Source organism: Bacillus sp. B.PNR1, from assembly GCF_030386235.1.
Lineage (GTDB): Bacteria > Bacillota > Bacilli > Bacillales > Bacillaceae > Bacillus > Bacillus stercoris.
Window position 1 is genome coordinate 200890 of record NZ_JANYMN010000001.1, and the last position, 22203, is coordinate 223092.

The 22203-nt window shown below is 44.1% G+C and carries 24 protein-coding genes, 1 pseudogene and 1 other annotated feature; of the genes and pseudogenes, 21 read left to right on the forward strand and 4 right to left on the reverse strand.

The features are described from left to right. Window positions 1-13: 13 nt before the first annotated feature. The 3 genes and pseudogenes from mutM to coaE all read left to right on the forward strand — a co-directional run bounded on the left by mutM (window position 14) and on the right by coaE (window position 2252). Window positions 14-841 carry a DNA-formamidopyrimidine glycosylase gene (gene mutM / locus NZD81_RS01075; protein ID WP_282373049.1) on the forward strand — a complete coding sequence of 276 codons (828 nt, stop codon included), beginning with the start codon at window positions 14-16 and terminating at the stop codon, window positions 839-841. Window positions 842-992: 151 nt separating this feature from the next. After that, window positions 993-1643: pseudogene (ytaF, locus tag NZD81_RS01080) on the forward strand (sporulation membrane protein YtaF); the annotation flags it as partial. Between the two features lie 15 nt (window positions 1644-1658). Then, window positions 1659-2252 (forward strand): dephospho-CoA kinase, encoded by a 594-nt coding sequence (coaE, locus tag NZD81_RS01085; protein WP_172640525.1) that lies wholly within the window; start codon window positions 1659-1661, stop codon window positions 2250-2252. 39 nt (window positions 2253-2291) lie between these two features. Here the strand turns inward: coaE and ytbE are convergent, their stop codons facing one another. After that, window positions 2292-3134, reverse strand: a complete 843-nt coding sequence (gene ytbE, locus NZD81_RS01090) for an aldo/keto reductase YtbE (RefSeq protein WP_172640524.1) — start codon at window positions 3132-3134, stop codon at window positions 2292-2294. A 23-nt stretch (window positions 3135-3157) separates the two neighbouring features. Then, window positions 3158-4348 (reverse strand): MFS transporter, encoded by a 1191-nt coding sequence (locus NZD81_RS01095; RefSeq protein ID WP_014664935.1) that lies wholly within the window; start codon window positions 4346-4348, stop codon window positions 3158-3160. A gap of 182 nt (window positions 4349-4530) precedes the next feature. Between NZD81_RS01095 and NZD81_RS01100 the strand changes: the two genes are divergently transcribed. The 9 genes from NZD81_RS01100 to thrS all read left to right on the forward strand — a co-directional run bounded on the left by NZD81_RS01100 (window position 4531) and on the right by thrS (window position 13899). After that, window positions 4531-4911, forward strand: a complete 381-nt coding sequence (locus NZD81_RS01100) for a winged helix-turn-helix transcriptional regulator (protein ID WP_289859154.1) — start codon at window positions 4531-4533, stop codon at window positions 4909-4911. 204 nt (window positions 4912-5115) lie between these two features. Beyond that, window positions 5116-6138 (forward strand): glyceraldehyde-3-phosphate dehydrogenase, encoded by a 1023-nt coding sequence (locus tag NZD81_RS01105; RefSeq protein ID WP_040082168.1) that lies wholly within the window; start codon window positions 5116-5118, stop codon window positions 6136-6138. 238 nt (window positions 6139-6376) lie between these two features. Beyond that, window positions 6377-6757: an adenosylmethionine decarboxylase gene (gene speD / locus NZD81_RS01110; protein WP_003223584.1), complete on the forward strand. Its 381-nt coding sequence runs from the start codon at window positions 6377-6379 to the stop codon at window positions 6755-6757. A gap of 262 nt (window positions 6758-7019) precedes the next feature. Further along, complete coding sequence (nrdR, locus tag NZD81_RS01115) at window positions 7020-7478, forward strand: transcriptional regulator NrdR (protein WP_040082169.1); 459 nt, start codon at window positions 7020-7022, stop codon at window positions 7476-7478. Between the two features lie 114 nt (window positions 7479-7592). Further along, window positions 7593-9011, forward strand: a complete 1419-nt coding sequence (gene dnaB, locus NZD81_RS01120; RefSeq protein WP_071581173.1) for a replicative helicase loading/DNA remodeling protein DnaB — start codon at window positions 7593-7595, stop codon at window positions 9009-9011. 26 nt (window positions 9012-9037) lie between these two features. Continuing rightward, window positions 9038-9973, forward strand: a complete 936-nt coding sequence (gene dnaI, locus NZD81_RS01125) for a primosomal protein DnaI (RefSeq protein ID WP_014664931.1) — start codon at window positions 9038-9040, stop codon at window positions 9971-9973. 33 nt (window positions 9974-10006) lie between these two features. Further along, a complete protein-coding gene (locus NZD81_RS01130; RefSeq protein WP_282373038.1) occupies window positions 10007-10648 on the forward strand; it encodes a TVP38/TMEM64 family protein in 642 nt (213 codons plus the stop codon). Between the two features lie 78 nt (window positions 10649-10726). Then, on the forward strand, window positions 10727-11572 hold the full coding sequence (gene ytxC, locus NZD81_RS01135; protein ID WP_282373036.1) for a putative sporulation protein YtxC: 846 nt from the start codon (window positions 10727-10729) through the stop codon (window positions 11570-11572). 395 nt (window positions 11573-11967) lie between these two features. Next, window positions 11968-13899: a threonine--tRNA ligase gene (gene thrS / locus NZD81_RS01140; RefSeq protein WP_014480529.1), complete on the forward strand. Its 1932-nt coding sequence runs from the start codon at window positions 11968-11970 to the stop codon at window positions 13897-13899. A 38-nt stretch (window positions 13900-13937) separates the two neighbouring features. Here thrS and NZD81_RS01145 read toward each other — a convergent pair whose 3' ends face one another. After that, on the reverse strand, window positions 13938-14720 hold the full coding sequence (locus NZD81_RS01145) for an HAD family hydrolase (protein ID WP_147772345.1): 783 nt from the start codon (window positions 14718-14720) through the stop codon (window positions 13938-13940). A 166-nt stretch (window positions 14721-14886) separates the two neighbouring features. On the opposite strand from NZD81_RS01145, the gene lytS reads away from it, so the two are divergent. The 8 genes from lytS (at window position 14887) to NZD81_RS01185 (ending at window position 20506) form a co-directional block, all read left to right on the forward strand. Continuing rightward, window positions 14887-16668 (forward strand): two-component system sensor histidine kinase LytS, encoded by a 1782-nt coding sequence (gene lytS / locus NZD81_RS01150; RefSeq protein ID WP_014664927.1) that lies wholly within the window; start codon window positions 14887-14889, stop codon window positions 16666-16668. Further along, complete coding sequence (gene lytT, locus NZD81_RS01155) at window positions 16646-17371, forward strand: two-component system response regulator LytT (RefSeq protein WP_014664926.1); 726 nt, start codon at window positions 16646-16648, stop codon at window positions 17369-17371. Before lytS ends, lytT begins: the two co-directional genes overlap by 23 nt. A gap of 133 nt (window positions 17372-17504) precedes the next feature. Further along, window positions 17505-17945: an antiholin-like murein hydrolase modulator LrgA gene (gene lrgA, locus NZD81_RS01160; RefSeq protein ID WP_069150039.1), complete on the forward strand. Its 441-nt coding sequence runs from the start codon at window positions 17505-17507 to the stop codon at window positions 17943-17945. A 20-nt stretch (window positions 17946-17965) separates the two neighbouring features. Continuing rightward, window positions 17966-18661: an antiholin-like protein LrgB gene (gene lrgB / locus NZD81_RS01165; protein WP_003229482.1), complete on the forward strand. Its 696-nt coding sequence runs from the start codon at window positions 17966-17968 to the stop codon at window positions 18659-18661. 205 nt (window positions 18662-18866) lie between these two features. Continuing rightward, window positions 18867-18997: a sequence feature (ribosomal protein L20 leader region), on the forward strand. 58 nt (window positions 18998-19055) lie between these two features. Continuing rightward, entirely contained in the window at window positions 19056-19577 is a 522-nt protein-coding gene (gene infC, locus NZD81_RS01170; RefSeq protein ID WP_010886591.1) for a translation initiation factor IF-3, read from the forward strand. A 12-nt stretch (window positions 19578-19589) separates the two neighbouring features. Further along, window positions 19590-19790: a 50S ribosomal protein L35 gene (rpmI, locus tag NZD81_RS01175; RefSeq protein WP_003222418.1), complete on the forward strand. Its 201-nt coding sequence runs from the start codon at window positions 19590-19592 to the stop codon at window positions 19788-19790. 31 nt (window positions 19791-19821) lie between these two features. Next, on the forward strand, window positions 19822-20181 hold the full coding sequence (gene rplT / locus NZD81_RS01180; protein ID WP_014114727.1) for a 50S ribosomal protein L20: 360 nt from the start codon (window positions 19822-19824) through the stop codon (window positions 20179-20181). Window positions 20182-20236: 55 nt separating this feature from the next. After that, the gene (locus NZD81_RS01185; RefSeq protein ID WP_014664923.1) at window positions 20237-20506 is read left to right on the forward strand and encodes a DUF1294 domain-containing protein; all 270 of its coding nucleotides are present in this window, start codon (window positions 20237-20239) and stop codon (window positions 20504-20506) included. A gap of 16 nt (window positions 20507-20522) precedes the next feature. Here NZD81_RS01185 and ysdB read toward each other — a convergent pair whose 3' ends face one another. Then, a complete protein-coding gene (ysdB, locus tag NZD81_RS01190) occupies window positions 20523-20915 on the reverse strand; it encodes a sigma W pathway protein YsdB (protein WP_003229493.1) in 393 nt (130 codons plus the stop codon). Window positions 20916-21098: 183 nt separating this feature from the next. On the opposite strand from ysdB, the gene NZD81_RS01195 reads away from it, so the two are divergent. Beyond that, window positions 21099-22184: a M42 family metallopeptidase gene (locus NZD81_RS01195; protein WP_014664922.1), complete on the forward strand. Its 1086-nt coding sequence runs from the start codon at window positions 21099-21101 to the stop codon at window positions 22182-22184. Window positions 22185-22203 lie beyond the last annotated feature (19 nt).

Genomic DNA, 22203 nt, shown 5'->3' on the forward strand with positions numbered 1-22203 from the left:
GGAAGTGATGGATGTGCCGGAATTACCAGAGGTTGAGACGGTCCGGCGCACTCTGACCGGGCTTGTAAAGGGAAAAACAATCAAATCGGTAGAGATCAGATGGCCGAATATCATCAAACGGCCTGCCGAACCGGAGGAATTTGCGCGAAATCTAGCAGGAGAAACGATACAGTCTATCGGAAGACGGGGAAAGTTTTTGCTGTTTCATTTAGATCATTATGTCATGGTTTCCCACCTGCGAATGGAAGGGAAATACGGGCTTCATCAAGCGAAGGAGCCAGACGATAAACATGTGCATGTCATATTTACGATGACGGATGGAACCCAGCTCCGTTACAGAGATGTTCGGAAGTTTGGAACCATGCACTTATTTAAACCGGGAGAAGAGGCGGGCGAGCTCCCGCTTTCTCAGTTAGGTCCGGAGCCGGATGCAGAAGAATTTACGAGTGCATATTTAAAAGAACGGCTTGCCAAAACAAACCGCGCTGTCAAAACTGCCCTGCTGGATCAAAAAACGGTCGTCGGACTAGGGAACATTTATGTGGACGAGGCTCTTTTCAGAGCGGGTGTCCATCCCGAGACAAAAGCAAATCAATTATCAGATCAGACAATCAAAACCCTTCACGCTGAAATCAAAAATACCCTGCAGGAAGCGATTGATGCAGGCGGCAGCACAGTCCGCTCGTATATCAACTCCCAAGGGGAAATCGGAATGTTCCAGCTACAGCATTTTGTGTACGGAAAAAAAGACAAGCCATGCAAAAATTGCGGAACGATGATTTCGAAAATCGTCGTCGGAGGAAGAGGCACGCATTTTTGCGCAAAGTGCCAGAAAAAATAGCAGCATAAAGCTTCATCGTCCAAGCTGTCGGTGCATATATCAGTAACTCTGTAATAGAGGATGCCATTTTTGAAACACGGATTTTTCACTTTCCCATATATATGATTGTGATGAATCCCGGGTATTTCACATCTGATACAAGAGCACCAACAGAAAGGAAGAAACGGATATGCAAATGGTTTCTATACTGCTGCTGGCGTTGGCTGTCAGCTTGGACAGTTTTTCAGTCGGATTTACGTACGGATTGAGAAAAATGAAAATACCGTTTAAAGCGATTTTGGTTATCGCCTGCTGTTCCGGTGCTGTCATGTTTATATCCATGCTGATCGGAAGCTTTCTCACAAAGTTTTTTCCTGTATATGTGACGGAGAAGCTTGGCGGTTTGATATTGGTCGGAATTGGAGCGTGGGTTCTGTATCAATTTTTCAAACCTGCGAAAGACAAAGAATACCTATTGCATGAAAAAACGTTGCTTAATTTAGAGGTTCGGTCATTAGGGATTGTGATTCATATTTTGAGAAAACCGATGAGTGCGGATATCGACAAATCGGGTGTGATCAATGGAATTGAGGCGGTCTTATTGGGATTTGCCTTATCGATTGATGCCTTTGGGGCAGGTATAGGCGCAGCCATTCTCGGTTTTTCACCGATTGTGATGAGCATCGCCGTGGCAATCATGAGCTCACTGTTTGTATCAATCGGAATCAATGCCGGCCATTTTTTGTCTAAGTGGAAATGGATCGATAAAATGGCGTTTTTGCCAGGGCTTCTGCTGATCACGATTGGGCTCTGGAAATTGTAAAAAGGAGTGGATCTCTTGACCTTAGTCATTGGTTTAACGGGAGGAATAGCTAGCGGCAAAAGCACGGTAGCCAATATGCTGATTGAAAAAGGAATAACAGTTATAGATGCAGATATCATTGCAAAACAAGCGGTAGAAAAAGGGATGCCGGCCTACCGGCAAATCATTGACGAATTCGGTGAAGACATCCTGCTCTCAAATGGCGATATAGATCGAAAAAAGCTTGGGGCGCTGGTATTTACAAATGAACAAAAGCGTCTCGCCTTAAATGCAATTGTTCATCCCGCAGTCAGGCAGGAAATGCTCAAGCGCCGTGATGAGGCCATTGCAAATCAGGAGGCATTTGTTGTATTGGATATCCCACTTTTGTTCGAAAGCAAATTGGAATCATTGGTTGATAAAATTATTGTGGTCAGTGTGACAAAAGAGCTCCAACTGGAACGTCTGATGAAGCGCAATCAGCTGACGGAAGAAGAAGCAGTCAGCCGTATCCGCTCTCAAATGCCCTTAGAGGAAAAGACAGCACGAGCAGATCAAGTCATCGATAACAGCGGAACGCTCGAAGAGACCAAAAGGCAGCTTGATGACATCATCAACAGCTGGGCATAATACAAAAACACCGTTCAATATGAACGGTGTTTTTTGCCATTAAAAATCAAAGTTGTCCGGATCAGGACCGACGCGCAAATCTTCATTCAGGGCATCGATTCGGTTCATGTCATCCTGTGTTAATTCAAAGTCAAAGACACTTGCATTTTCTTTAATGCGGTGTTCCTTCGTTGATTTTGGAATCGTGATGATGCCATGCTGCAGATCCCAGCGCAAAATAATTTGTGCGACAGATTTGTTATATGCTTGAGCGATGTCAGCCAATACAGGGTGATCCAGCAGCTGCCCCTGCATCAAAGGTGACCAAGCCTCCATCTGGATGCCTTGATTTTGGCAGTAACTTATCAATTCTTTTTGTGTGAGGCGCGGATGAAATTCCACTTGGTTAATCATAGGCTTAATTTCAGCTGCAGTCATCAGATCTTCAAGATGGTGAATTTGGAAGTTGCTTACGCCGATTGCTTTGATACGGCCTTCTTTATACAACGTTTCAAGCGCTCTCCAAGCATCTTTATACTTTCCTTCTACAGGCCAGTGGATGAGATATAGATCTAAATAATCCAGACCGAGTTTTGACAGGCTTGTTTCAAATGCGGCGAGTGTTTCCTCGTAGCCTAAATCAGCATTCCATACTTTCGATGTAATAAACAGATCCTCTCTTGAAATGCCTGCTTCTTCAATGCCCTGCCGAATCCCTTCTCCGACTCCAGCTTCATTTCCATAGATAGCTGCAGTATCAATACTGCGGTACCCGTGGGCAATGGCAGTTTTAACTGCGTTTACCAGTTCAGATCCTTCCTCCACTTGGAAGACGCCGAGGCCGAACCAAGGCATTTTTACCCCATTATGAAGTGTTGCTGTTGCTTGTAAATGTGTTGTCATGTTTATTTCCTCCTTTAAAATTGTCAGGCTTCCTGCCGATCCCGTTTTTCCATCAAGCGGCTCCAGCCTGTTAAAATAACTGCTCCGGCCACCATTAATCCGCCTATCCAAGCGGTATGAATCAATCCGATTGAATCGGTGATCACACCACCAAGGTATGAGCCAAGCGCGATCCCTGCATTAAAGGCAGCGATATTCATCGCGGATGCGACGTCAACTGCACTCGGGACAAAACGCTCAGCCAGCATGACGACATACACCTGAAGGCCGGGCACGTTCATAAAGGCCAGCAATCCCATACAGAGAATGGTGATGAGGCCTGCTGCTTGATATGAGGCCGTAAATGTCAGTACAAATAGAACGATTGCCTGTACGATAAACATATAGAATAAAGCGGCAATCGGATTTCGGTTAGACAGCTTTCCGCCAATCATATTTCCGATAGCGATAGCGATTCCATATCCGAGCAGAATCACTGCAACAGTTCCGGCTTTGAAGCCTGTTACTTCCTGAAGCAGGGGAGATAGATATGTGAATACAACGAATGTTCCTCCGTACCCAAGAGCTGTAATGACAAATAAAAGCAATAACCGGCCGTTTGTCACAAGCTTCAATTGATCCCGCATCGTTGTTTTTGTCCCTTTTCGTAATTTGGACGGTACAAGAATGCCATTTGTAATAAAAGCAATGATTCCGACGGCGATAATGACCATAAAGGCAAAACGCCAGCCGAACTGCTGGCCGATAAACGTGCCGAAAGGAACTCCGGTTACAGTTGCCACAGTAAGGCCGGTAAACATAATCGAAATCGCGCTGGCCCTTTTATTCTCCGGGACAATATCCGCTGCGATTGTCGAACCGATTGACATAAACACACCGTGTGAAAATGCCGATATCACACGGGCTGCTAATAAAATCCCGATGCTTGAAGCGGTTGCTGCCATCGTATTACCGGCAATAAAAATAAACATGATCCAAAGCAATAGTGTCTTACGAGACATGCTTGAGGTCAATGAAGTTAATATAGGTGCTCCAAATGTAACGCCGAGCGCATAAAGGGAAACAGTCAATCCCGCTGTTGTGACGGGAATATGCAGGTCATCAGCAATGAGCGGCAAAAGGCCGACACTGATAAATTCGGTTGTCCCTATCGCGAATGCACTTACGGCCAAAGCCAGGAGTGCAGGAATACTGCTTTTATTGGCTGAAGTCATGATGTTCCTCCTTTGTATGTGTGTTGTATGATTGAAATTCTGCTGAGTAAGCTATATAAATAAAAAAGAGCAGATTCAAATCAGCCGGCAAATGTGATTATGAAACATATCGTTAGGAAAGAAAAGTACGTACTTTTAAGTGCTATAGTCACTTTTTGGTGCCTGTAAGGAGAATGGATTGTATGGAAAAGAAAAAATATAACATTTCTGTTGAAGCGACTCTCGAAGTGATTGGCGGGAAGTGGAAATGCGTGATTTTATGCCATCTGACGCACGGAAAAAAACGCACGAGTGAATTAAAGCGCCTGATGCCCAACATCACGCAAAAGATGCTGACCCAGCAGCTGCGTGAGCTGGAAGCGGACGGTGTCATTAACCGGATCGTTTATAATCAGGTTCCTCCAAAAGTGGAATACGAGCTCAGCGAATACGGGCGCAGCTTAGAAGGGATATTAGATATGCTGTGTGCTTGGGGAGTGAATCATATTAACAGAGTGTACGGAGATACTTTTTCTGTGTTAGAAGAAAGTGTGCTCAATGATAAGTTGAAACAGGAATTATAAAGCAGGAAGGCAGTCAGTGCAGAGCGCTGGCTGCTTTTTGGCTTTACGCCTGATATTTTGTGCAAGAAAACATATGATGTATCATAAATTAGCGTTATAATCGTTGATTTTTATCAATATGTACTGGCGAATTTGTTTTAATGTGTTATACTAATTTTAGATAGTAACATATTAGGATGGCATAATTGATAAGGGGTGTCCAACATGAAGGTAAAAGTAGCGATCAACGGGTTTGGAAGAATCGGAAGAATGGTTTTCAGAAAAGCGATGTTAGACGATCAAATTCAAATAGTGGCCATTAACGCCAGCTATTCCGCAGAAACGCTGGCTCATTTAATAAAGTATGACACAATTCACGGCAGATACGATAAAGAGGTTGTGGCTGGTGAAGACAGCCTGATCGTAAATGGAAAGAAAGTGCTTTTGTTAAACAGCCGTGATCCAAAACAGCTGCCTTGGCGGGAATATGATATTGACATAGTCGTCGAAGCAACAGGGAAGTTTAATTCAAAAGATAAAGCGATGGGCCATATAGAAGCGGGCGCAAAAAAAGTCATTTTGACTGCGCCGGGAAAAAATGAAGACGTTACCATTGTGATGGGGGTAAATGAAGACCAATTCGACGCTGAGCGCCATGTGATTATTTCAAATGCGTCATGCACGACAAACTGCCTTGCGCCTGTTGTAAAAGTGCTGGATGAAGAGTTTGGCATTGAGAGCGGGCTGATGACCACAGTCCATGCGTATACGAATGACCAAAAAAATATTGATAACCCGCACAAAGATTTGCGCCGGGCGCGGGCTTGCGGTGAATCCATCATTCCGACGACAACAGGAGCGGCAAAGGCGCTTTCGCTTGTGCTGCCGCATCTGAAAGGAAAGCTTCACGGCCTCGCCTTGCGTGTCCCTGTTCCGAACGTCTCATTGGTTGATCTCGTAGTTGATCTGAAAACAGATGTTACGGCTGAAGACGTAAACGAGGCATTTAAACGCGCTGCCAAAACGTCGATGTACGGTGTACTTGATTATTCAGATGAACCGCTTGTATCGACTGATTATAATACAAATCCGCATTCAGCGGTCATTGACGGGCTTACAACAATGGTAATGGAAGACAGAAAAGTTAAGGTGCTGGCGTGGTATGACAACGAATGGGGCTACTCCTGCAGAGTTGTTGATTTGATCCGCCATGTAGCGGCACGAATGAAACATCCGTCTGCTGTATAAAATAAGGTCATGGACACATTTTAAAGAAAAAACCCTTAACAGCATATTTCTAAAAAAACGCACCTTGCAAATTAGACTTAAACACAGTATACTATTTTTCGTGAACTTCTTGCTTGAGACTGTTTCGGAATTACTTAAAGGGTTAGGACCTCTCCGGACTAACTTTCCCCCGTGGTAAATGGCCGACCCAGTTGTTGGAATTTCACTTTTTAATTCTTGTTAAGGGGGGTCCATGACTATGGAAACAATGGGGCGTCACGTTATCTCCGAGCTATGGGGATGCGATTTTGATAAGCTGAATGACATGGATTTTATTGAAAAAACGTTTGTAAATGCTGCTCTAAAATCAGGTGCTGAGGTGCGCGAGGTTGCATTTCACAAATTTGCACCGCAAGGCGTAAGCGGAGTTGTGATTATTTCTGAATCACACTTAACGATTCACAGTTTTCCTGAGCACGGATATGCGAGCATTGATGTTTATACTTGTGGAGACTTAGATCCTAATGTTGCTGCTGATTACATCGCAGAAGCATTACATGCTGATACAAGAGAAAACATTGAAATACCGAGAGGAATGGGGCCTGTGCAAATTAAACAGGCGCAAGCGAAAGTACTATAAAGTAAATGCGAACACAAAGGGAGCTAAAGCTAGAAGGCCATTATGCGCTTTTTAGCTTATGCTCCTTTTATTTTTATAAAGAAACGAGAGTGTCAGCTTTTTCTTTTTTCATTTTTTTTGTAAAATAAGAAGGAGATTTTCACAAACCACCTAATGCTATAGAAACATATTGAACAACGGCTCTCCCGACAGATGCTGTCACAAAAGGCGGAGGCTGCCGAAAATACATTGCAGGGAACGATATAGTTGGGAGCTGATTTTATTGAAATGTCCTTCATGCCAGCATAACGGAACGCGAGTCCTTGATTCACGGCCTGTAGATGACGGAAAATCGATTCGACGAAGACGCGAGTGTGAATCCTGCCACTACCGGTTTACGACCTTTGAGAAAGTGGAGGAAACCCCGCTCATCGTTGTGAAAAAAGAAGGTGTGCGTGAGGAGTTCAGCAGAGAAAAAATGCTGCGCGGCCTCATAAAAGCATGCGAAAAAAGGCCTGTTTCACTCAAAACGCTTGAAGACATGTGCTTTGATATTGAAAAAGAACTTCGCAATCAAGGCTGCTCTGAGGTGAAGAGCGAGTTCGTCGGAGAAATGGTCATGGACCGGCTGGCTAAGATTGATGAAGTCGCATATGTGCGGTTCGCGTCCGTCTATCGGCAGTTTAAAGATATAAACGTCTTTATCGACGAATTAAAAGACTTAATAAAGAAAGAGCGTTAAAAGAGCTAAGAGAATTCTTCTAGCTCTTTTCTCATGTGCAAAATTGGCATTTGATAGATATAAGAAACGGTGTAAAATGAAAGGTAGAAACAAATTCGGAAGGTTTGAGAATGTATGGCTGACTATTGGAAAGATGTACTGCCTGTAGACCCGTATGTGGTTAAAAGCAGATCGATGCTGCAGGATATTGACAGACAAATTATTACACAACTGTACCAGCCCTTAATCGGCCCTGTTGCATTCTCTCTTTATATGACATTGTGGGGAGAGCTTGAACAAAACCGTCTGTGGGGCGGAGAGTCCACACATAGACAGCTGATGGGGATGACACAGTCCAACTTAAAAACGATCCATCAGGAACAGGGGAAGCTCGAGGGCATCGGATTGCTGAAAGTATATATGAAAGAATCCGAGCGGCAGGAGCGCCTCTTTATATATGAACTCCTTCCGCCGCTCAGGCCAAATGAATTTTTTGAAGACGGAATGCTGAATGTTTTTCTGTACAATAGGGTCGGAAAAACGAAATATCAGCAATTAAAACAATTTTTTACGCACCCGGCCATTTCAGAAGATGCCAAGGACATTACGCGGCCGTTTAATCACGCGTTTGAATCGCTGCAGCCGAGTGAATGGAAGCTCACATCTGATATGGAGGAAACGGTAAGACTTGCCGAGGGGACCGAGTATACTTCTGTCGGACAGGCTCCGTCCTACACCATAACGGAGGATGTGTTTGATTTTGATTTGTTTTTAGCGGGACTTTCTGAGACGATGATTCCGAGAAAAGCGATGACCCAGCAGGTGCGGGACACGATCAAAAAGCTTTCTTATCTGTACGGAATTGACCCATTGCAGATGCAAAATGTCGTGATGAGCGCAATTGATGAGCATGATGTCATTACGACGGAGGCATTAAGAAAAGCGGCCAGCGACTGGTATCAAATCGAAAGAAACGGACAGCTGCCCGATTTAGTGGAAAAAACACAGCCGGTGCATCTGCGTGAAGGCGAAAAACCGGCAGAAGAGGATTCTCTGGACGGGAAGCTGATCGCATTGCTGGAGACGATTTCTCCGAAGAAGCTTCTGCAGGACATTGCTGACGGAACAGAGCCGTCAAAAGCGGATCTGAAAATCATAGAAGAAATTATGTTCGAACAGAAACTCGAGCCAGGCGTCACAAATGTGTTAATTTATTATGTCATGCTGAAAACCGACATGAAGCTGTCGAAAAACTATATTCAAAAAATCGCGTCACATTGGGCACGAAAAAAGGTAAAAACGGTCAGGGAAGCGATGAAACTCGCGATAGAAGAGAACCGCCAATACCTTGAATGGGCTGATGGAAAAACAAAGTCTTCGAAACGAAACCAAAAAGTGATTCGCGAAGAAAAGCTTCCTGACTGGATGAAAGAAAAAGAAACAGCGTCCGATTCAGAATCCGGACAGCAGAAGCTGCATCCGCAAGATTTGGAAGAACAGAAGAAAAAGATGATGGAAGAAATGCAAAAACTGAAAAAATACTCTGCCTATTAAAGACAGAGATGCGGGGTGAGGAATAGATGGAACCAATCGGCCGTTCCCTGCAGGGCGTAACCGGCAGGCCGGATTTTCAAAAACGTCTTGAACAAATGAAGGAAAAGGTCATGAAAGATCAAGATGTTCAAGCATTTTTGAAGGAAAACGAAGAAGTGATTGACCAAAAAATGATCGAAAAAAGCTTAAATAAGCTTTATGAATATATCGAACAAAGCAAGAATTGCTCCTATTGCTCGGAAGACGAAAATTGCAACAATTTGTTGGAGGGCTACCATCCGAAGCTTGTTGTCAATGGGCGGTCTATTGATATCGAATATTATGAATGCCCAATTAAACGGAAGCTCGACCAGCAGAAAAAACAAAAGTCTCTTATGAAAAGCATGTATATCCAGCAGGATCTTCTCGGTGCGACGTTCCAGCAGGTCGATATCAGTGACCCGAGCAGGCTCGCGATGTTCCAGCATGTTACAGATTTTCTGAAAAGCTATAACGAGACGGGAAAAGGCAAAGGACTATATTTATACGGGAAATTCGGGGTGGGAAAAACGTTTATGCTCGCTGCGATTGCCAATGAGCTGGCTGAAAAAGAATATTCATCCATGATTGTCTATGTGCCCGAATTTGTGAGAGAGCTTAAAAATTCCCTGCAAGACCAAACATTAGAAGAGAAGCTCAATATGGTAAAGACCACACCCGTATTGATGCTAGATGACATCGGAGCTGAATCAATGACAAGCTGGGTAAGGGATGAAGTCATCGGAACAGTGCTTCAACACAGAATGTCCCAGCAGCTGCCTACTTTCTTTTCTTCTAATTTCTCACCTGACGAGCTGAAGCATCATTTTACGTATTCGCAAAGGGGAGAAAAGGAAGAAGTAAAAGCGGCTAGATTAATGGAGCGGATATTATATTTGGCTGCTCCGATCCGCCTTGACGGAGAAAACCGCCGCCATCCGTAACTGCTGCGGTTCAAAGGGGAAGGAACTGAGGGTATGAAACGAAAAACCGCTTTTAAATGGCTGGCAGTGCTGGCAGGTGCAGGTTTAATCTTTTGGGGAAATAAAAGATATTTGAATGTATCGCCGAAAGAGATCAGGGTATGGGTATTGTCGTTCGGTGTTTTTGCTCCGCTGATGTTTATCGGGATATCCATCGTCAGGCCGCTCGTTTTATTTCCGGTGTCTGTTATTTCAATAGCGGGCGGACTTGCGTTTGGTCCGCTTCTCGGCACGTTTTATACGTTAGTCGGTTCAATGTGTGCTTCAGCTGTTTCATTTTTTGCGGCCGGTTTGTTTGCGGTGAAAAAGAACGGCTATTATGAAAAGCTTGAAGCCATCCAGAAGCAAATGGAGGATAACGGATTTTTCTATATCTTCCTTTTAAGAATCCTGCCGATCAATTTTGATTTCGTCAGCTATGCGGCAGGCCTTTCCAATGTCAAAGCGATGCCGTATTTTGCGGCGACGGCTGTGGGAATCATCCCTGGGACCATTGCGCTGAATGTTTTGGGAGCGAGCTTTTTGTCTGGTAATCTGCCAGCTTTCTTTCTTGTTCTCGCTCTGTATATCGTGTTTATTTCGCTGCCATTAATCTTCAGAAAGAAAATGCAAAACTTGTTCCAGGAATCAAATTAAGATTTGCCAGTGACCTTTACGTCTATTTTAAAAACATCCCCCATATACTTGTAACAGATGCCGTAAGGGGGGACAAACATGCTTGAAATAATCTTTAAAGATGACCATGATGCAGCCGCTTTTTTACATCTCATTCAGCATTCGGACGATCGGAACAATATCATTGTCCGGGAAGGCATACGAAAAATCGGGATAAAAAAAGCGAAGCCGGCTTTCTCTATTCAACGTTTTATGGAGCCGATTCTGGTCAAATTTTTTTTGGAATGCAAAGAAGACGAGCATATGCTGTCATTGATTGAGGAAACATATTGTTTCACTGACCAGGATGAACAGCAGCAAATTCTTCAGCTCGCACACAGTATTATTGAAGGTGAAGCAGACGATCTTCAGTTTGAGCCGCTGAAGCTTTCACGGAAACAATCTATTTTGGATGAACTCCAAACGATCTGTTTAGAGGAAGGCGTATTTTACATTCGCTCCTTTCAGACCTTCCGGCTTGGATCATACTATAAGCAGCTGAGAGATATTACAGAAGCAGCGATTGATGAATATAAGATGGAACAGGAATATCAAAACTTTATTCAAACACTCAGAGACTATGTAAATGCCAAACAGCCGCGTATCAAAAAAGTGCATATTGTCCATGATGGTTCCTTTACATTATGGGAGCTGCGCTATGTGCCGGAACGGGAAAAAATGAAATACATAGACAGGCGGTTTGTCCGGAATCATCCTATGTATATTGATTCTCATTTGCTCGCGCCTCTGATTTCCATTGCGCCTGATGAAGTCGTGCTTTATACCGACCAGCCAGAGCACATGATGGCAAGGACCATTCAAAACGTGTTTCAAGAAAGAGTGGAAATGCTTCCGCTGCACGCTTTTTCAGATGCAGAAACAACGGTGAAGCAATCGGAAGGATAAGGGCCGGCAGCCTGTATATATAAGGCTGTCGGTTTAAAAAAAGGAAACGCGGCCGTGTTGATTTTTTAGATTGAACAATTTATAATACATAGGAGATTAAGAAAGACACACGTATTGATAAGGACACGAAGGAATGATACCGGCTCAAAGAGAGGGAAGCCCCGGCTGCAAGCTTCCCAGCTAAGGACCATTCGCTTTACCGCCTTTGAACTTCAGCTGTGAACCCCTTGAAAAGGAACAGTAATGGCTGACGGGAACTCCCGTTACAGAGCTTAGAGCCGCAGGTGCCGTATTGGCTTTGCGGAAAAAAGGGTGGAACCACGATTCCGTTTATTCAACCTCGTCCCTTTCATAGGGGGCGGGGTTTTTTATATGCAAAAAAAGGAGTGACAAAGATGTCAGATATGGTAAAAATCACATTTCCTGATGGAGCAGTCAAGGAGTTTGCGAAAGGAACAACAACAGAAGATATCGCGGCATCCATCAGTCCGGGCTTAAAGAAAAAATCATTAGCCGGAAAACTGAACGGAAAAGAAATCGATTTGAGAACGCCGATCAATGAAGACGGTACAGTGGAAATCATTACAGAAGGCTCGGAAGAAGGTCTTCAAATTATGCGCCATAGTACGGCTCACTTACTGGCTCAAGCGATTAAACGCATCTACAAGGATGTTAAATTCGGCGTCGGTCCGGTCATCGAAAACGGTTTTTACTACGACGTAGAAATGGACGAAGCGATTACACCGGAGGATCTGCCGAAAATCGAGAAAGAAATGAAAAAAATCGTCAATGCGAACCTTCCGATCGTTCGAAAAGAAGTCAGCCGTGAAGAAGCGAAAGCCCGTTTTGCGGAAATCGGTGACGACCTGAAGCTTGAACTATTGGATGCGATTCCTGAAGGAGAAACCGTTTCGATCTATGAGCAAGGCGAATTCTTTGACCTGTGCCGCGGCGTCCACGTTCCTTCAACTGGGAAAATCAAAGAATTTAAGCTATTAAGCCTTGCAGGCGCATACTGGCGCGGTGACAGCAAAAACCAAATGCTTCAGCGCGTATATGGTACAGCTTTCTTCAAAAAAGCTGATCTTGAAGAGCATCTTCGTATGCTAGAAGAAGCGAAAGAACGCGACCACAGAAAGCTCGGCAAAGAATTAAAGCTGTTTGCGAACTCTCAGAAAGTCGGACAAGGCCTGCCGCTTTGGCTGCCAAAGGGCGCAACAATCCGCCGCGTCATCGAGCGCTACATTGTCGATAAAGAAATCAGCCTTGGCTATGAGCATGTGTATACACCTGTGCTCGGCAGCAAAGAGCTGTATGAAACATCAGGACATTGGGACCATTATCAGGAAGGCATGTTCCCTCCGATGGAAATGGACAATGAAACACTTGTATTGCGTCCGATGAACTGCCCGCACCATATGATGATTTACAAACAAGACATTCACAGCTACCGCGAGCTTCCGATTCGGATTGCGGAGCTGGGAACGATGCACCGCTATGAAATGTCAGGTGCGCTGTCAGGGCTTCAACGCGTACGCGGAATGACGTTAAACGATGCACACATCTTTGTGCGCCCGGATCAAATTAAGGATGAGTTTATCCGTACAGTCCGTTTAATCCAGGATGTATATGAGGATTTCGGTTTAAGTGATTACACATTCCGTCTGTCTTACCGCGATCCGGAAGATACAGAGAAATATTTTGATGACGATGAAATGTGGAACAAAGCGCAATCCATGCTGAAAGAGGCAATGGACGAAATCGGCCATGACTATTATGAAGCAGAAGGTGAAGCGGCATTCTACGGCCCTAAACTTGATGTTCAAGTAAAAACTGCAATCGGCAAAGAAGAAACATTGTCTACGGTTCAGCTTGATTTCTTATTGCCGGAACGTTTCGATCTGACATACATCGGTGAAGACGGCAAGCAGCACCGTCCGGTTGTCATTCACAGAGGCGTCGTCTCAACAATGGAACGTTTTGTCGCCTTCTTAATCGAAGAACACAAAGGCGCACTGCCGACATGGCTTGCACCGGTTCAGTTCCAAGTCATCCCGGTTTCTCCGGCTGTGCATTTAGACTACGCGAAAAAGGTACAGGAACGCCTGCAGCGTGAAGGCCTGCGTGTTGAGGTCGACAGCCGTGATGAAAAAATCGGCTACAAAATCCGTGAAGCACAAATGCAAAAAATCCCGTACATGCTGGTGGTCGGTGACCAAGAAGCAGAAAACGGGGCGGTAAACGTGCGGAAATACGGTGAACAGAACTCTGAAACGATTTCTCTTGATGAGTTTGTCAAAAAGGCAGTAGCTGAAGCGAAAAAATAAAATAAAAAGCATGATCTCATTGAAGAGATCATGCTTTTTTATTTCTCTAATATAGGAAACAAATCATGAAGGCTGCTGATGATGTAATCAGGCGATACGTCAGTTTCGTTTTTCTTATCCGTCCGGTTGATCCAAACGGTTTTGATTCCGGCTCTTGAAGCGCCTAAAATATCAGTATTCAAATTATCGCCGACCATGATGGCATCGTCTTCTTCAATATTCATCAGCTTAAGGCAATGTTCAAAAATGGAAACATCCGGTTTGCCCTTGCCGAATGCGCCAGAGATGACAATTTCATTGAAGTAAGGGGCGAGCTCAGGTACGCCGGCAAGCTTCTCCTTTTGCAGACTCGGATCGCCATTTGTCAAAAGCAATAATTCATACTTGCCTTTTAATTGATCGAGTACAGCAAATGTTTCATCATATACAAACGGGCGTTTTCTGCGCTCTGCCGCAAAAAACTCTCCCAAGTATTCGCCATATGCAGGATCATCGATCCCAAGCGCTTTAAGTCCGTTTGTCCACGCATTTCTTCTGTACTCCGGTACAATCTTGTTCAACTTTTGAAAGCCCTCACTGATAGGCTCTGAGAAATTGGACCACAGCCCTTCAAACGGGTTAATGCCGATCATCACTGTATATGGATACGTCTCATATGACATGTACAATTCTCTCGCCGCTTCGCGAACAGCTGCTTCGAATTCCTCAGGGTCAAGGCCATATTTTTTCCCCGCCTGTAAGCAAGTTTCTGCAAATGTTGTTCTGACGCTTTTTTCGTCCCAAAGTAGTGTATCATCTAAATCAAAAAATACGGCTTTCATGATCTTCTCCTCTGCTTCAGATTCAAATCTTTCTGCCAAAAGGCTCATGTTTTATTTTACAATAGATAAAAGCCTTGTGAAATATGTTTTCAGATGATTTTAAAAAAACAGTCAGCCGCAAAACGAAAACATGCTAGAATGAAAACGGAAAGAACAGGTGACATGAATGATTCATTTGATGATTATGATGCTCGAGAGGGTAGGGATTATTGTTATATTAGGGTTCATTCTCGCCCATACGAAACTTTTCAGACAAGCTCTTCAGAATCAGGACGGCTATAAAGGAAAAGCGGTTTTGATTTCTATTTTTTCTCTTTTCAGCATCATCAGTAATTATACAGGTATCGAAATTCAAAGAAATATGATCGTAAATAATGACTGGGTGCTTACGATAGATCCATCGGGCTCTATCGCGAATACCCGTATTTTGGGTGTGGAAATCGGAGGCCTTCTCGGAGGTCCGTTTGTAGGGACTGGAATTGGCATACTGGCGGGCCTGCATCGTCTTTCACTCGGTGGCAGCACGGCCTTAAGCTGTGCCGTGTCATCCATTTTAGCGGGTGTTCTTGCAGGCTTGATCGGCAGGTATTTTACGAAGCGATATCGAATGCCGACACCGCGTATCGCCGCTCTTGTGGGAATCGGCATGGAGTCCCTGCAAATGCTCATTATTTTGCTGATGGCAAAGCCGTTCAGTGACGCTTGGGAGCTTGTCAGCATGATCGGGATTCCGATGATCCTGATCAATGGTACAGGCAGTTTTATTTTTCTGTCGATTATTCAAGCAATCATTCGCAAGGAAGAGCAGGCGAGGGCTCTCGAAACGCATCGAGTGCTGACGATTGCTGATCAGACACTTCCATTTTTTCGCCAAGGATTAAATGAAAACTCCTGTAAAAGTGTAGCGGCTATTATCCATAAGCTGACTGGAACAGATGCGGTGTCTCTCACTGATAAAGAAAAGATCCTTGCGCATGTCGGCGCGGGCATGGATCACCACATTCCATCAAAAAGCCTGATCACCGGCCTGTCCAAAAAGGTAATTAAAACAGGGCATATCATGAAGGCGATTTCGAAGGAAGAGATTGAATGCACGCATGCTGAATGCCCTTTGCACGCCGCAATTGTCCTGCCGCTGACATCGAACGGCAACACAATCGGCACCTTAAAAATGTATTTTAAAAGCCCGGCAGGCCTTAGCCAGGTAGAGGAGGAGCTTGCTGAGGGACTGGCCATGCTGTTTTCGACACAGCTTGAGCTTGGGGAAGCAGAGCTGCAAAGCAAGCTTCTCAAGGATGCTGAAATCAAAGCGCTTCAAGCACAGGTGAATCCTCATTTTTTATTTAATGCGATCAACACGATTTCTGCGCTCTGCCGCACAGATGTTGAAAAAACCCGTAAACTCCTATTGCAGCTCAGTGTTTATTTTCGTTCAAACCTTCAAGGAGCGAGACAGCTGCTGATCCCGCTCTCAAAGGAGCTGAACCATCTTAACGCCTATTTGTCATTAGAACAGGCGCGTTTTCCCGGGAAATATAAAATTGAGCTCAATATCGACAGCAGACTGGAGCAGATTGAAATCCCTCCGTTTGTTTTGCAGGTGCTAGTCGAGAACGCGCTTCGGCACGCGTTTCCGAAAAAACAAGACATGTGCAAGGTTACAGTCTGTGTCATATCTGATAATGCGTCCGTCTATATGAAGGTGACGGATAACGGACGCGGAATACCGGCGGACGTCCTGCAGGAACTGGGGAAGAAGCCATTTCCGTCTAAGGAGGGAACCGGTACAGCGCTTTATAACCTAAATCAACGGCTGATCGGTTTATTCGGACAGCAGGCTGCACTGCATATCAGCAGTGAGGTTCATAAAGGGACAGAGGTTTCCTTTCAAGTGCCAATGCAACAGATGAAAGAGGGAGAAGAACATGCTCAGGGTGTTAATAGTTGATGATGAGATGCTGGCAAGGGATGAACTGGCTTACTTGCTCAAGCGGACCAATGAGGAAATGGAAATCAATGAAGCGGAAAATATCGAATCCGCTTTTGACCAAATGATGGATCAAAAACCTGATTTGCTGTTTTTAGACGTTGATTTATCTGGAGAAAACGGTTTTGATATCGCAAAGCGATTGAAGAAAATGAAGCATCCTCCTGCTGTTGTGTTCGCGACAGCGTATGACCAGTATGCGCTCAAAGCGTTTGAGGTAGATGCTCTTGATTATTTAACCAAACCTTTCGATGAGGAAAGAATTCAGCAAACGCTGAAAAAATATAAAAAAGTCAATCGGGATATTGTCGAAACAGATCAAAACAGCCATGCCGGGCAGCATAAGCTCGCGCTATCTGTGGGGGAATCGATTGTGATCGTGGATACGAAGGACATTATCTATGCTGGAACAGAGGATGGCCATGTTAATGTAAAAACCTTCGATCATTCTTATACGGTCAGCGAGACGCTTGTTGTGATAGAGAAAAAGCTTCCGGATTCTGATTTTATCCGCGTCCATCGGAGCTTTGTCGTCAATACCGAATATATTAAAGAAATTCAGCCATGGTTTAATTCTACGTATAATCTGATCATGAAAGACGGATCGAAAATACCGGTCAGCCGGACATATGCGAAAGAATTGAAAAAGCTGCTCCATATTTGATGGGCGGCTTTTTGCATTTCAGCCATTTGATTCTGCAACTCAGGCCCGCTATTCGGCATGTTACCTTGTAAGCGCTTCATAACAAGGGATTCTTATTTATAATGAGGGTACCAAAGAGAAAGAGGTGAAGAAAATGAGTGCTAAAAAAGTGTATGGGTTTTTAACACAAGCATTTATTTTTGCCGTCATTATGCTGGTTTCGAATATGATTGCCGCTATTGTCCCAATACCTATCCCCGCATCGGTTGTAGGGTTGGTCTTATTATTTCTCCTATTATGTTTGAAAGTCATTAAACTGGAACAAGTGGAAACGCTCGGAACGTCTTTAACCTCTCTGATCGGATTTTTATTTGTTCCGTCAGGTATATCTGTTATGAATTCGCTTGGTGTGATGCAGCAATACGGCCTGCAAATTGTTCTTGTCATTCTGCTCGCAACGATTATTTTGCTGGGGGCTACGGGATTGTTTTCTCAGCTGATTCTTTCGCTGGGCGGAAATCGCAAAACTGCAGCGGACATGAAAACAAAAACAGTGCAAAGCCCGCAGAACAATAACGAACTTGTTCACCATTAAGGAAACAGGAGGTTCATCACATGGAAAGCACAATGAGTCCTTATTTTGGGATTGTCGTATCACTTGCTGCATTCGGCATCGGCACCTTTTTATTTAAGAAAACAAAAGGCTTCTTCCTTTTCACTCCTTTGTTTGTTGCCATGGTGCTTGGGATCGCATTTTTAAAAATCGGCGGTTTTTCCTACGCAGACTATAATAACGGAGGAGAAATCATTAAGTTTTTCCTGGAACCGGCAACGATTGCTTTTGCCATTCCTTTGTACAAACAAAGAGATAAGCTTAAAAAATACTGGTGGCAAATCATGGCCTCCATTATTGCCGGGTCTATCTGCTCTGTCACGATTGTTTATTTGCTCGCAAAAGGCATTCATCTCGATTCGGCCGTAATGAAAAGCATGCTTCCGCAGGCGGCTACAACGGCAATTGCGCTTCCTTTATCAAAAGGCATCGGGGGCATCAGCGACATCACAGCCTTTGCGGTCATCTTTAACGCTGTCATCGTATATGCGCTCGGAGCATTGTTCTTGAAGGTGTTTAAAGTAAAGAATCCGATTTCTAAAGGATTGGCTCTCGGAACATCCGGACATGCACTTGGTGTAGCGGTCGGGATTGAGATGGGAGAAGTTGAAGCTGCGATGGCGAGTATTGCGGTTGTCGTAGTAGGAGTGGTAACGGTTCTGGTCATCCCAGTGTTCGTGCAGCTGATCGGAGGTTAAGCCAAGGCATTCAGCCCTGGCTTTTTTCGTTTATGGTGCGTGGATGAGCGGTTCATAAACTTTACATTCTGGTTGAGGATGAAAGATTTTCTTTTTCTCTCTTGCGCTCATAGAAAACCCATGTTACAATGTAAAAGTTGTTCCGGATAAGTCGTCCTTGACTAAAGATCCGGTATTGTGTAGAATAGTTATTGAATTGAATATAAATCACAAGCAGAAGCACCCGCTTCTCACCTGATTGACACATGCATGTAGTTGGCAGGTTGACCGTACATTTTTATTGATACAGATGTTCGTAGTGTGGGTGTTTTATAATGCCCACACTTTTTGTTTGCCTGCAGAATGCAGTCAAAATGAGTTGTGAATCAATTCGAAGAAACTATGGAGGTGGCTCATTATTAGCAAAGATCAATTGGTTAATGAGGGTATCCGTGCACGTGAGGTCCGTTTAATCGGACAAAATGGCGACCAGCTTGGAATCAAGTCCCGTCAGGAAGCACTTGAAATCGCCGGCCGCGCAAATCTTGACCTTGTGTTAGTTGCAGCGAATGCAAAACCGCCTGTCTGCCGAATCATGGACTACGGTAAGTTCCGATTTGAGCAACAGAAAAAGGAAAAAGAAGCACGCAAGAATCAAAAAATCATTAACTTAAAAGAAGTTCGGTTAAGTCCGACAATCGATGAGCATGACTTTAACACGAAATTGCGCAATGCGATTAAATTCCTTGAAAAAGGCGATAAAGTGAAAGCTTCTATCCGCTTTAAAGGACGCGCAATCACTCATAAAGAAATCGGTCAGCGTGTGTTAGACCGTTTTTCTGAAGCATGTGCTGAGGTTGCGACTGTCGAAACAAAACCAAAAATGGACGGCCGCAGCATGTTCTTAATGCTCGCGCCGAAAAACGAAAAGCAATAAGGAGGAAATCCCATGCCAAAAATGAAAACTCACCGCGGATCTGCTAAACGTTTTAAAAAGACAGGTTCTGGGAAGTTAAAACGTTCTCACGCGTATACAAGTCACTTATTCGCTAACAAATCTCAAAAGCAAAAGCGTAAGCTTCGCAAGAGTGCTGTTGTAAGTGCAGGAGACTTCAAACGTATCAAACAAATGCTTGCTAACATCAAGTAATCGGATAAGGAACAATTAGGAGGGAAATTTAATGCCAAGAGTAAAAGGCGGAACTGTTGCGCGTAAGCGTCGTAAAAAGGTTCTTAAATTAGCAAAAGGTTATTTCGGTTCAAAACATACATTATACAAAGTAGCTAACCAGCAGGTCATGAAATCTGGAAACTATGCTTTCCGTGACCGTCGTCAGAAAAAACGTGATTTCCGTAAACTTTGGATCACTCGTATCAACGCAGCTGCTCGCATGAACGGCCTTTCTTACAGCCGTTTAATGCACGGTCTTAAGCTTTCTGGTATCGAAGTAAACCGTAAAATGCTTGCTGATCTTGCTGTAAACGATCTTACTGCATTCAATCAGCTTGCTGATGCTGCTAAAGCTCAATTAAACAAGTAATCATATAGAGCCGCTCTCCAGTAGAGCGGCTTTTTTATATAAAGGATGAGGCAACATGGTTATTGCAGTCTATTTGGTGTTGATGAATCTGTGCGGTTTTTGGGTGATGGGCGTTGACAAACGCAAAGCGCAGCAGCACAAATGGAGAATTTCTGAAGACCGGCTGTGGCTGATAGCCATCGTGTTTGGAGCGCTCGGTATCTGGCTTGGCATGCAAACCTTCAGACATAAAACGAAACACGCTTCTTTTAAGTACGGAGTACCGCTTCTTCTGGTAATAGAAGCGATTCTCATCGGTATTTACTACAGTCCGTTTGATTTATAAAAAGCAGAAAAGCGTTTTAACGCTCTTCTGCTTTTTTTGCAAGTTTAATGGGCTGGTCCCAGTCAATTTTACAATTTGGATATCGTTCCAGCACTTTTTCTTCAATGTTCTCAAAATCTTTTGCAGAGAAATGCTTCAGCTTCTCAGGAGATTCTGTCCAGACAAAGATGGTGTGGATAAACAGAGGATGATCCTTGGAAGGAATATGCTTTTCTCCTTCAAAAAGCACGCCTTTATACGTCAGCTGAAAGTTCTTTCGGGTATTGTTCTGTTCATCGATAATATAAAAATGTTCTTTTGATTGGGCCAGCTTAAGCCTTCTCTTTGGATTCGCGACATATTTGACCACGGCATAAATACAATAAGCAAAAAGTGCAAGCAAAATAATCCTTAGAACCATGACAAACATTGTGTGAAGGCACCTCCCTTATTGTGATGATCTGATGTAATACGAAGAGCATAGAAAAAAGTTTCACTTTTTCTAAAAGAAAGTTCTAAAAACATATACCCGATTTTCAAGTGAAATAGTCGTATGGTTAGCGCCATGTTTTGTATAATAAGAATGCAGGACTGATGAAGGAGGGTTTGGAACATGGAAAAATTAGATAAAACATTGACCATGCTGAAAGATTTAACAGATGCAAAAGGCATACCGGGCAATGAAAGAGAAGTAAGGCAAGTGATGAAATCATACATAGAACCATTTGCTGATGAGGTGACAACAGATCGCCTGGGCAGTTTAATTGCTAAAAAAACTGGTGCAGAAAACGGCCCGAAAATTATGATCGCCGGACATTTGGATGAAGTCGGCTTTATGGTGACACAAATCACAGATAAAGGCTTTATCCGTTTTCAAACCGTTGGCGGCTGGTGGGCTCAGGTTATGCTTGCCCAGCGCGTCACCATCGTCACAAAAAAAGGAGAAATCACAGGGGTTATCGGATCTAAGCCGCCTCATATTTTGTCTCCTGAAGCAAGAAAAAAATCAGTGGAAATAAAAGATATGTTTATTGATATCGGAGCTTCAAGCCGGGAAGAAGCCTTGGAGTGGGGCGTGCTCCCGGGAGATATGATTGTTCCGCATTTTGAATTTACGGTTATGAACAATGAAAAATTCCTGCTCGCAAAGGCTTGGGACAATCGCATCGGCTGTGCGATTGCAATTGATGTATTAAGAAACTTACAAAACACTGATCATCCAAACATTGTGTATGGCGTCGGAACCGTGCAGGAGGAAGTCGGCCTGAGGGGAGCGAAAACGGCTGCACACACCATACAGCCTGATATTGCGTTTGGGGTCGATGTAGGAATCGCAGGAGACACGCCTGGCATTTCCGAGAAGGAAGCGCAAAGCAAAATGGGTAAAGGCCCGCAAATTATCGTTTACGATGCATCTATGGTCTCTCACAAAGGTTTGCGCGATGCAGTTGTCGCTACCGCGGAAGAAGCAGGCATTCCGTACCAGTTTGATTCGATTGCCGGCGGCGGAACTGATTCGGGAGCCATCCATTTGACGGCAAATGGCGTTCCTGCGCTGTCCATTACCATTGCAACGCGCTACATTCATACGCACGCAGCCATGCTCCATCGTGATGATTATGAAAACGCCGTTAAGTTAATTACAGAAGTCATTAAGAAGCTAGATCGTAAAACGGTTGATGAAATTACGTACCAATAAAGATACGGAGGAATCCGCC

Excerpts from the sequence above, each read along its gene's own strand:
- ytbE (WP_172640524.1), bottom strand. The coding sequence starts at position 3,134 with ATGACAACACATTTACAAGCAACAGCAACACTTCATAATGGGGTAAAA.
- NZD81_RS01095 (WP_014664935.1), bottom strand. The coding sequence starts at position 4,348 with ATGACTTCAGCCAATAAAAGCAGTATTCCTGCACTCCTGGCTTTGGCC.
- NZD81_RS01100 (WP_289859154.1), top strand. The coding sequence starts at position 4,531 with ATGGAAAAGAAAAAATATAACATTTCTGTTGAAGCGACTCTCGAAGTG.
- NZD81_RS01105 (WP_040082168.1), top strand. The coding sequence starts at position 5,116 with ATGAAGGTAAAAGTAGCGATCAACGGGTTTGGAAGAATCGGAAGAATG.
- speD (WP_003223584.1), top strand. The coding sequence starts at position 6,377 with ATGGAAACAATGGGGCGTCACGTTATCTCCGAGCTATGGGGATGCGAT.
- dnaB (WP_071581173.1), top strand. The coding sequence starts at position 7,593 with ATGGCTGACTATTGGAAAGATGTACTGCCTGTAGACCCGTATGTGGTT.
- dnaI (WP_014664931.1), top strand. The coding sequence starts at position 9,038 with ATGGAACCAATCGGCCGTTCCCTGCAGGGCGTAACCGGCAGGCCGGAT.
- NZD81_RS01130 (WP_282373038.1), top strand. The coding sequence starts at position 10,007 with ATGAAACGAAAAACCGCTTTTAAATGGCTGGCAGTGCTGGCAGGTGCA.
- ytxC (WP_282373036.1), top strand. The coding sequence starts at position 10,727 with ATGCTTGAAATAATCTTTAAAGATGACCATGATGCAGCCGCTTTTTTA.
- thrS (WP_014480529.1), top strand. The coding sequence starts at position 11,968 with ATGTCAGATATGGTAAAAATCACATTTCCTGATGGAGCAGTCAAGGAG.
- NZD81_RS01145 (WP_147772345.1), bottom strand. The coding sequence starts at position 14,720 with ATGAAAGCCGTATTTTTTGATTTAGATGATACACTACTTTGGGACGAA.
- lytS (WP_014664927.1), top strand. The coding sequence starts at position 14,887 with ATGATTCATTTGATGATTATGATGCTCGAGAGGGTAGGGATTATTGTT.
- lytT (WP_014664926.1), top strand. The coding sequence starts at position 16,646 with ATGCTCAGGGTGTTAATAGTTGATGATGAGATGCTGGCAAGGGATGAA.
- lrgA (WP_069150039.1), top strand. The coding sequence starts at position 17,505 with ATGAGTGCTAAAAAAGTGTATGGGTTTTTAACACAAGCATTTATTTTT.
- lrgB (WP_003229482.1), top strand. The coding sequence starts at position 17,966 with ATGGAAAGCACAATGAGTCCTTATTTTGGGATTGTCGTATCACTTGCT.
- rpmI (WP_003222418.1), top strand. The coding sequence starts at position 19,590 with ATGCCAAAAATGAAAACTCACCGCGGATCTGCTAAACGTTTTAAAAAG.
- rplT (WP_014114727.1), top strand. The coding sequence starts at position 19,822 with ATGCCAAGAGTAAAAGGCGGAACTGTTGCGCGTAAGCGTCGTAAAAAG.
- NZD81_RS01185 (WP_014664923.1), top strand. The coding sequence starts at position 20,237 with ATGGTTATTGCAGTCTATTTGGTGTTGATGAATCTGTGCGGTTTTTGG.
- ysdB (WP_003229493.1), bottom strand. The coding sequence starts at position 20,915 with ATGTTTGTCATGGTTCTAAGGATTATTTTGCTTGCACTTTTTGCTTAT.
- NZD81_RS01195 (WP_014664922.1), top strand. The coding sequence starts at position 21,099 with ATGGAAAAATTAGATAAAACATTGACCATGCTGAAAGATTTAACAGAT.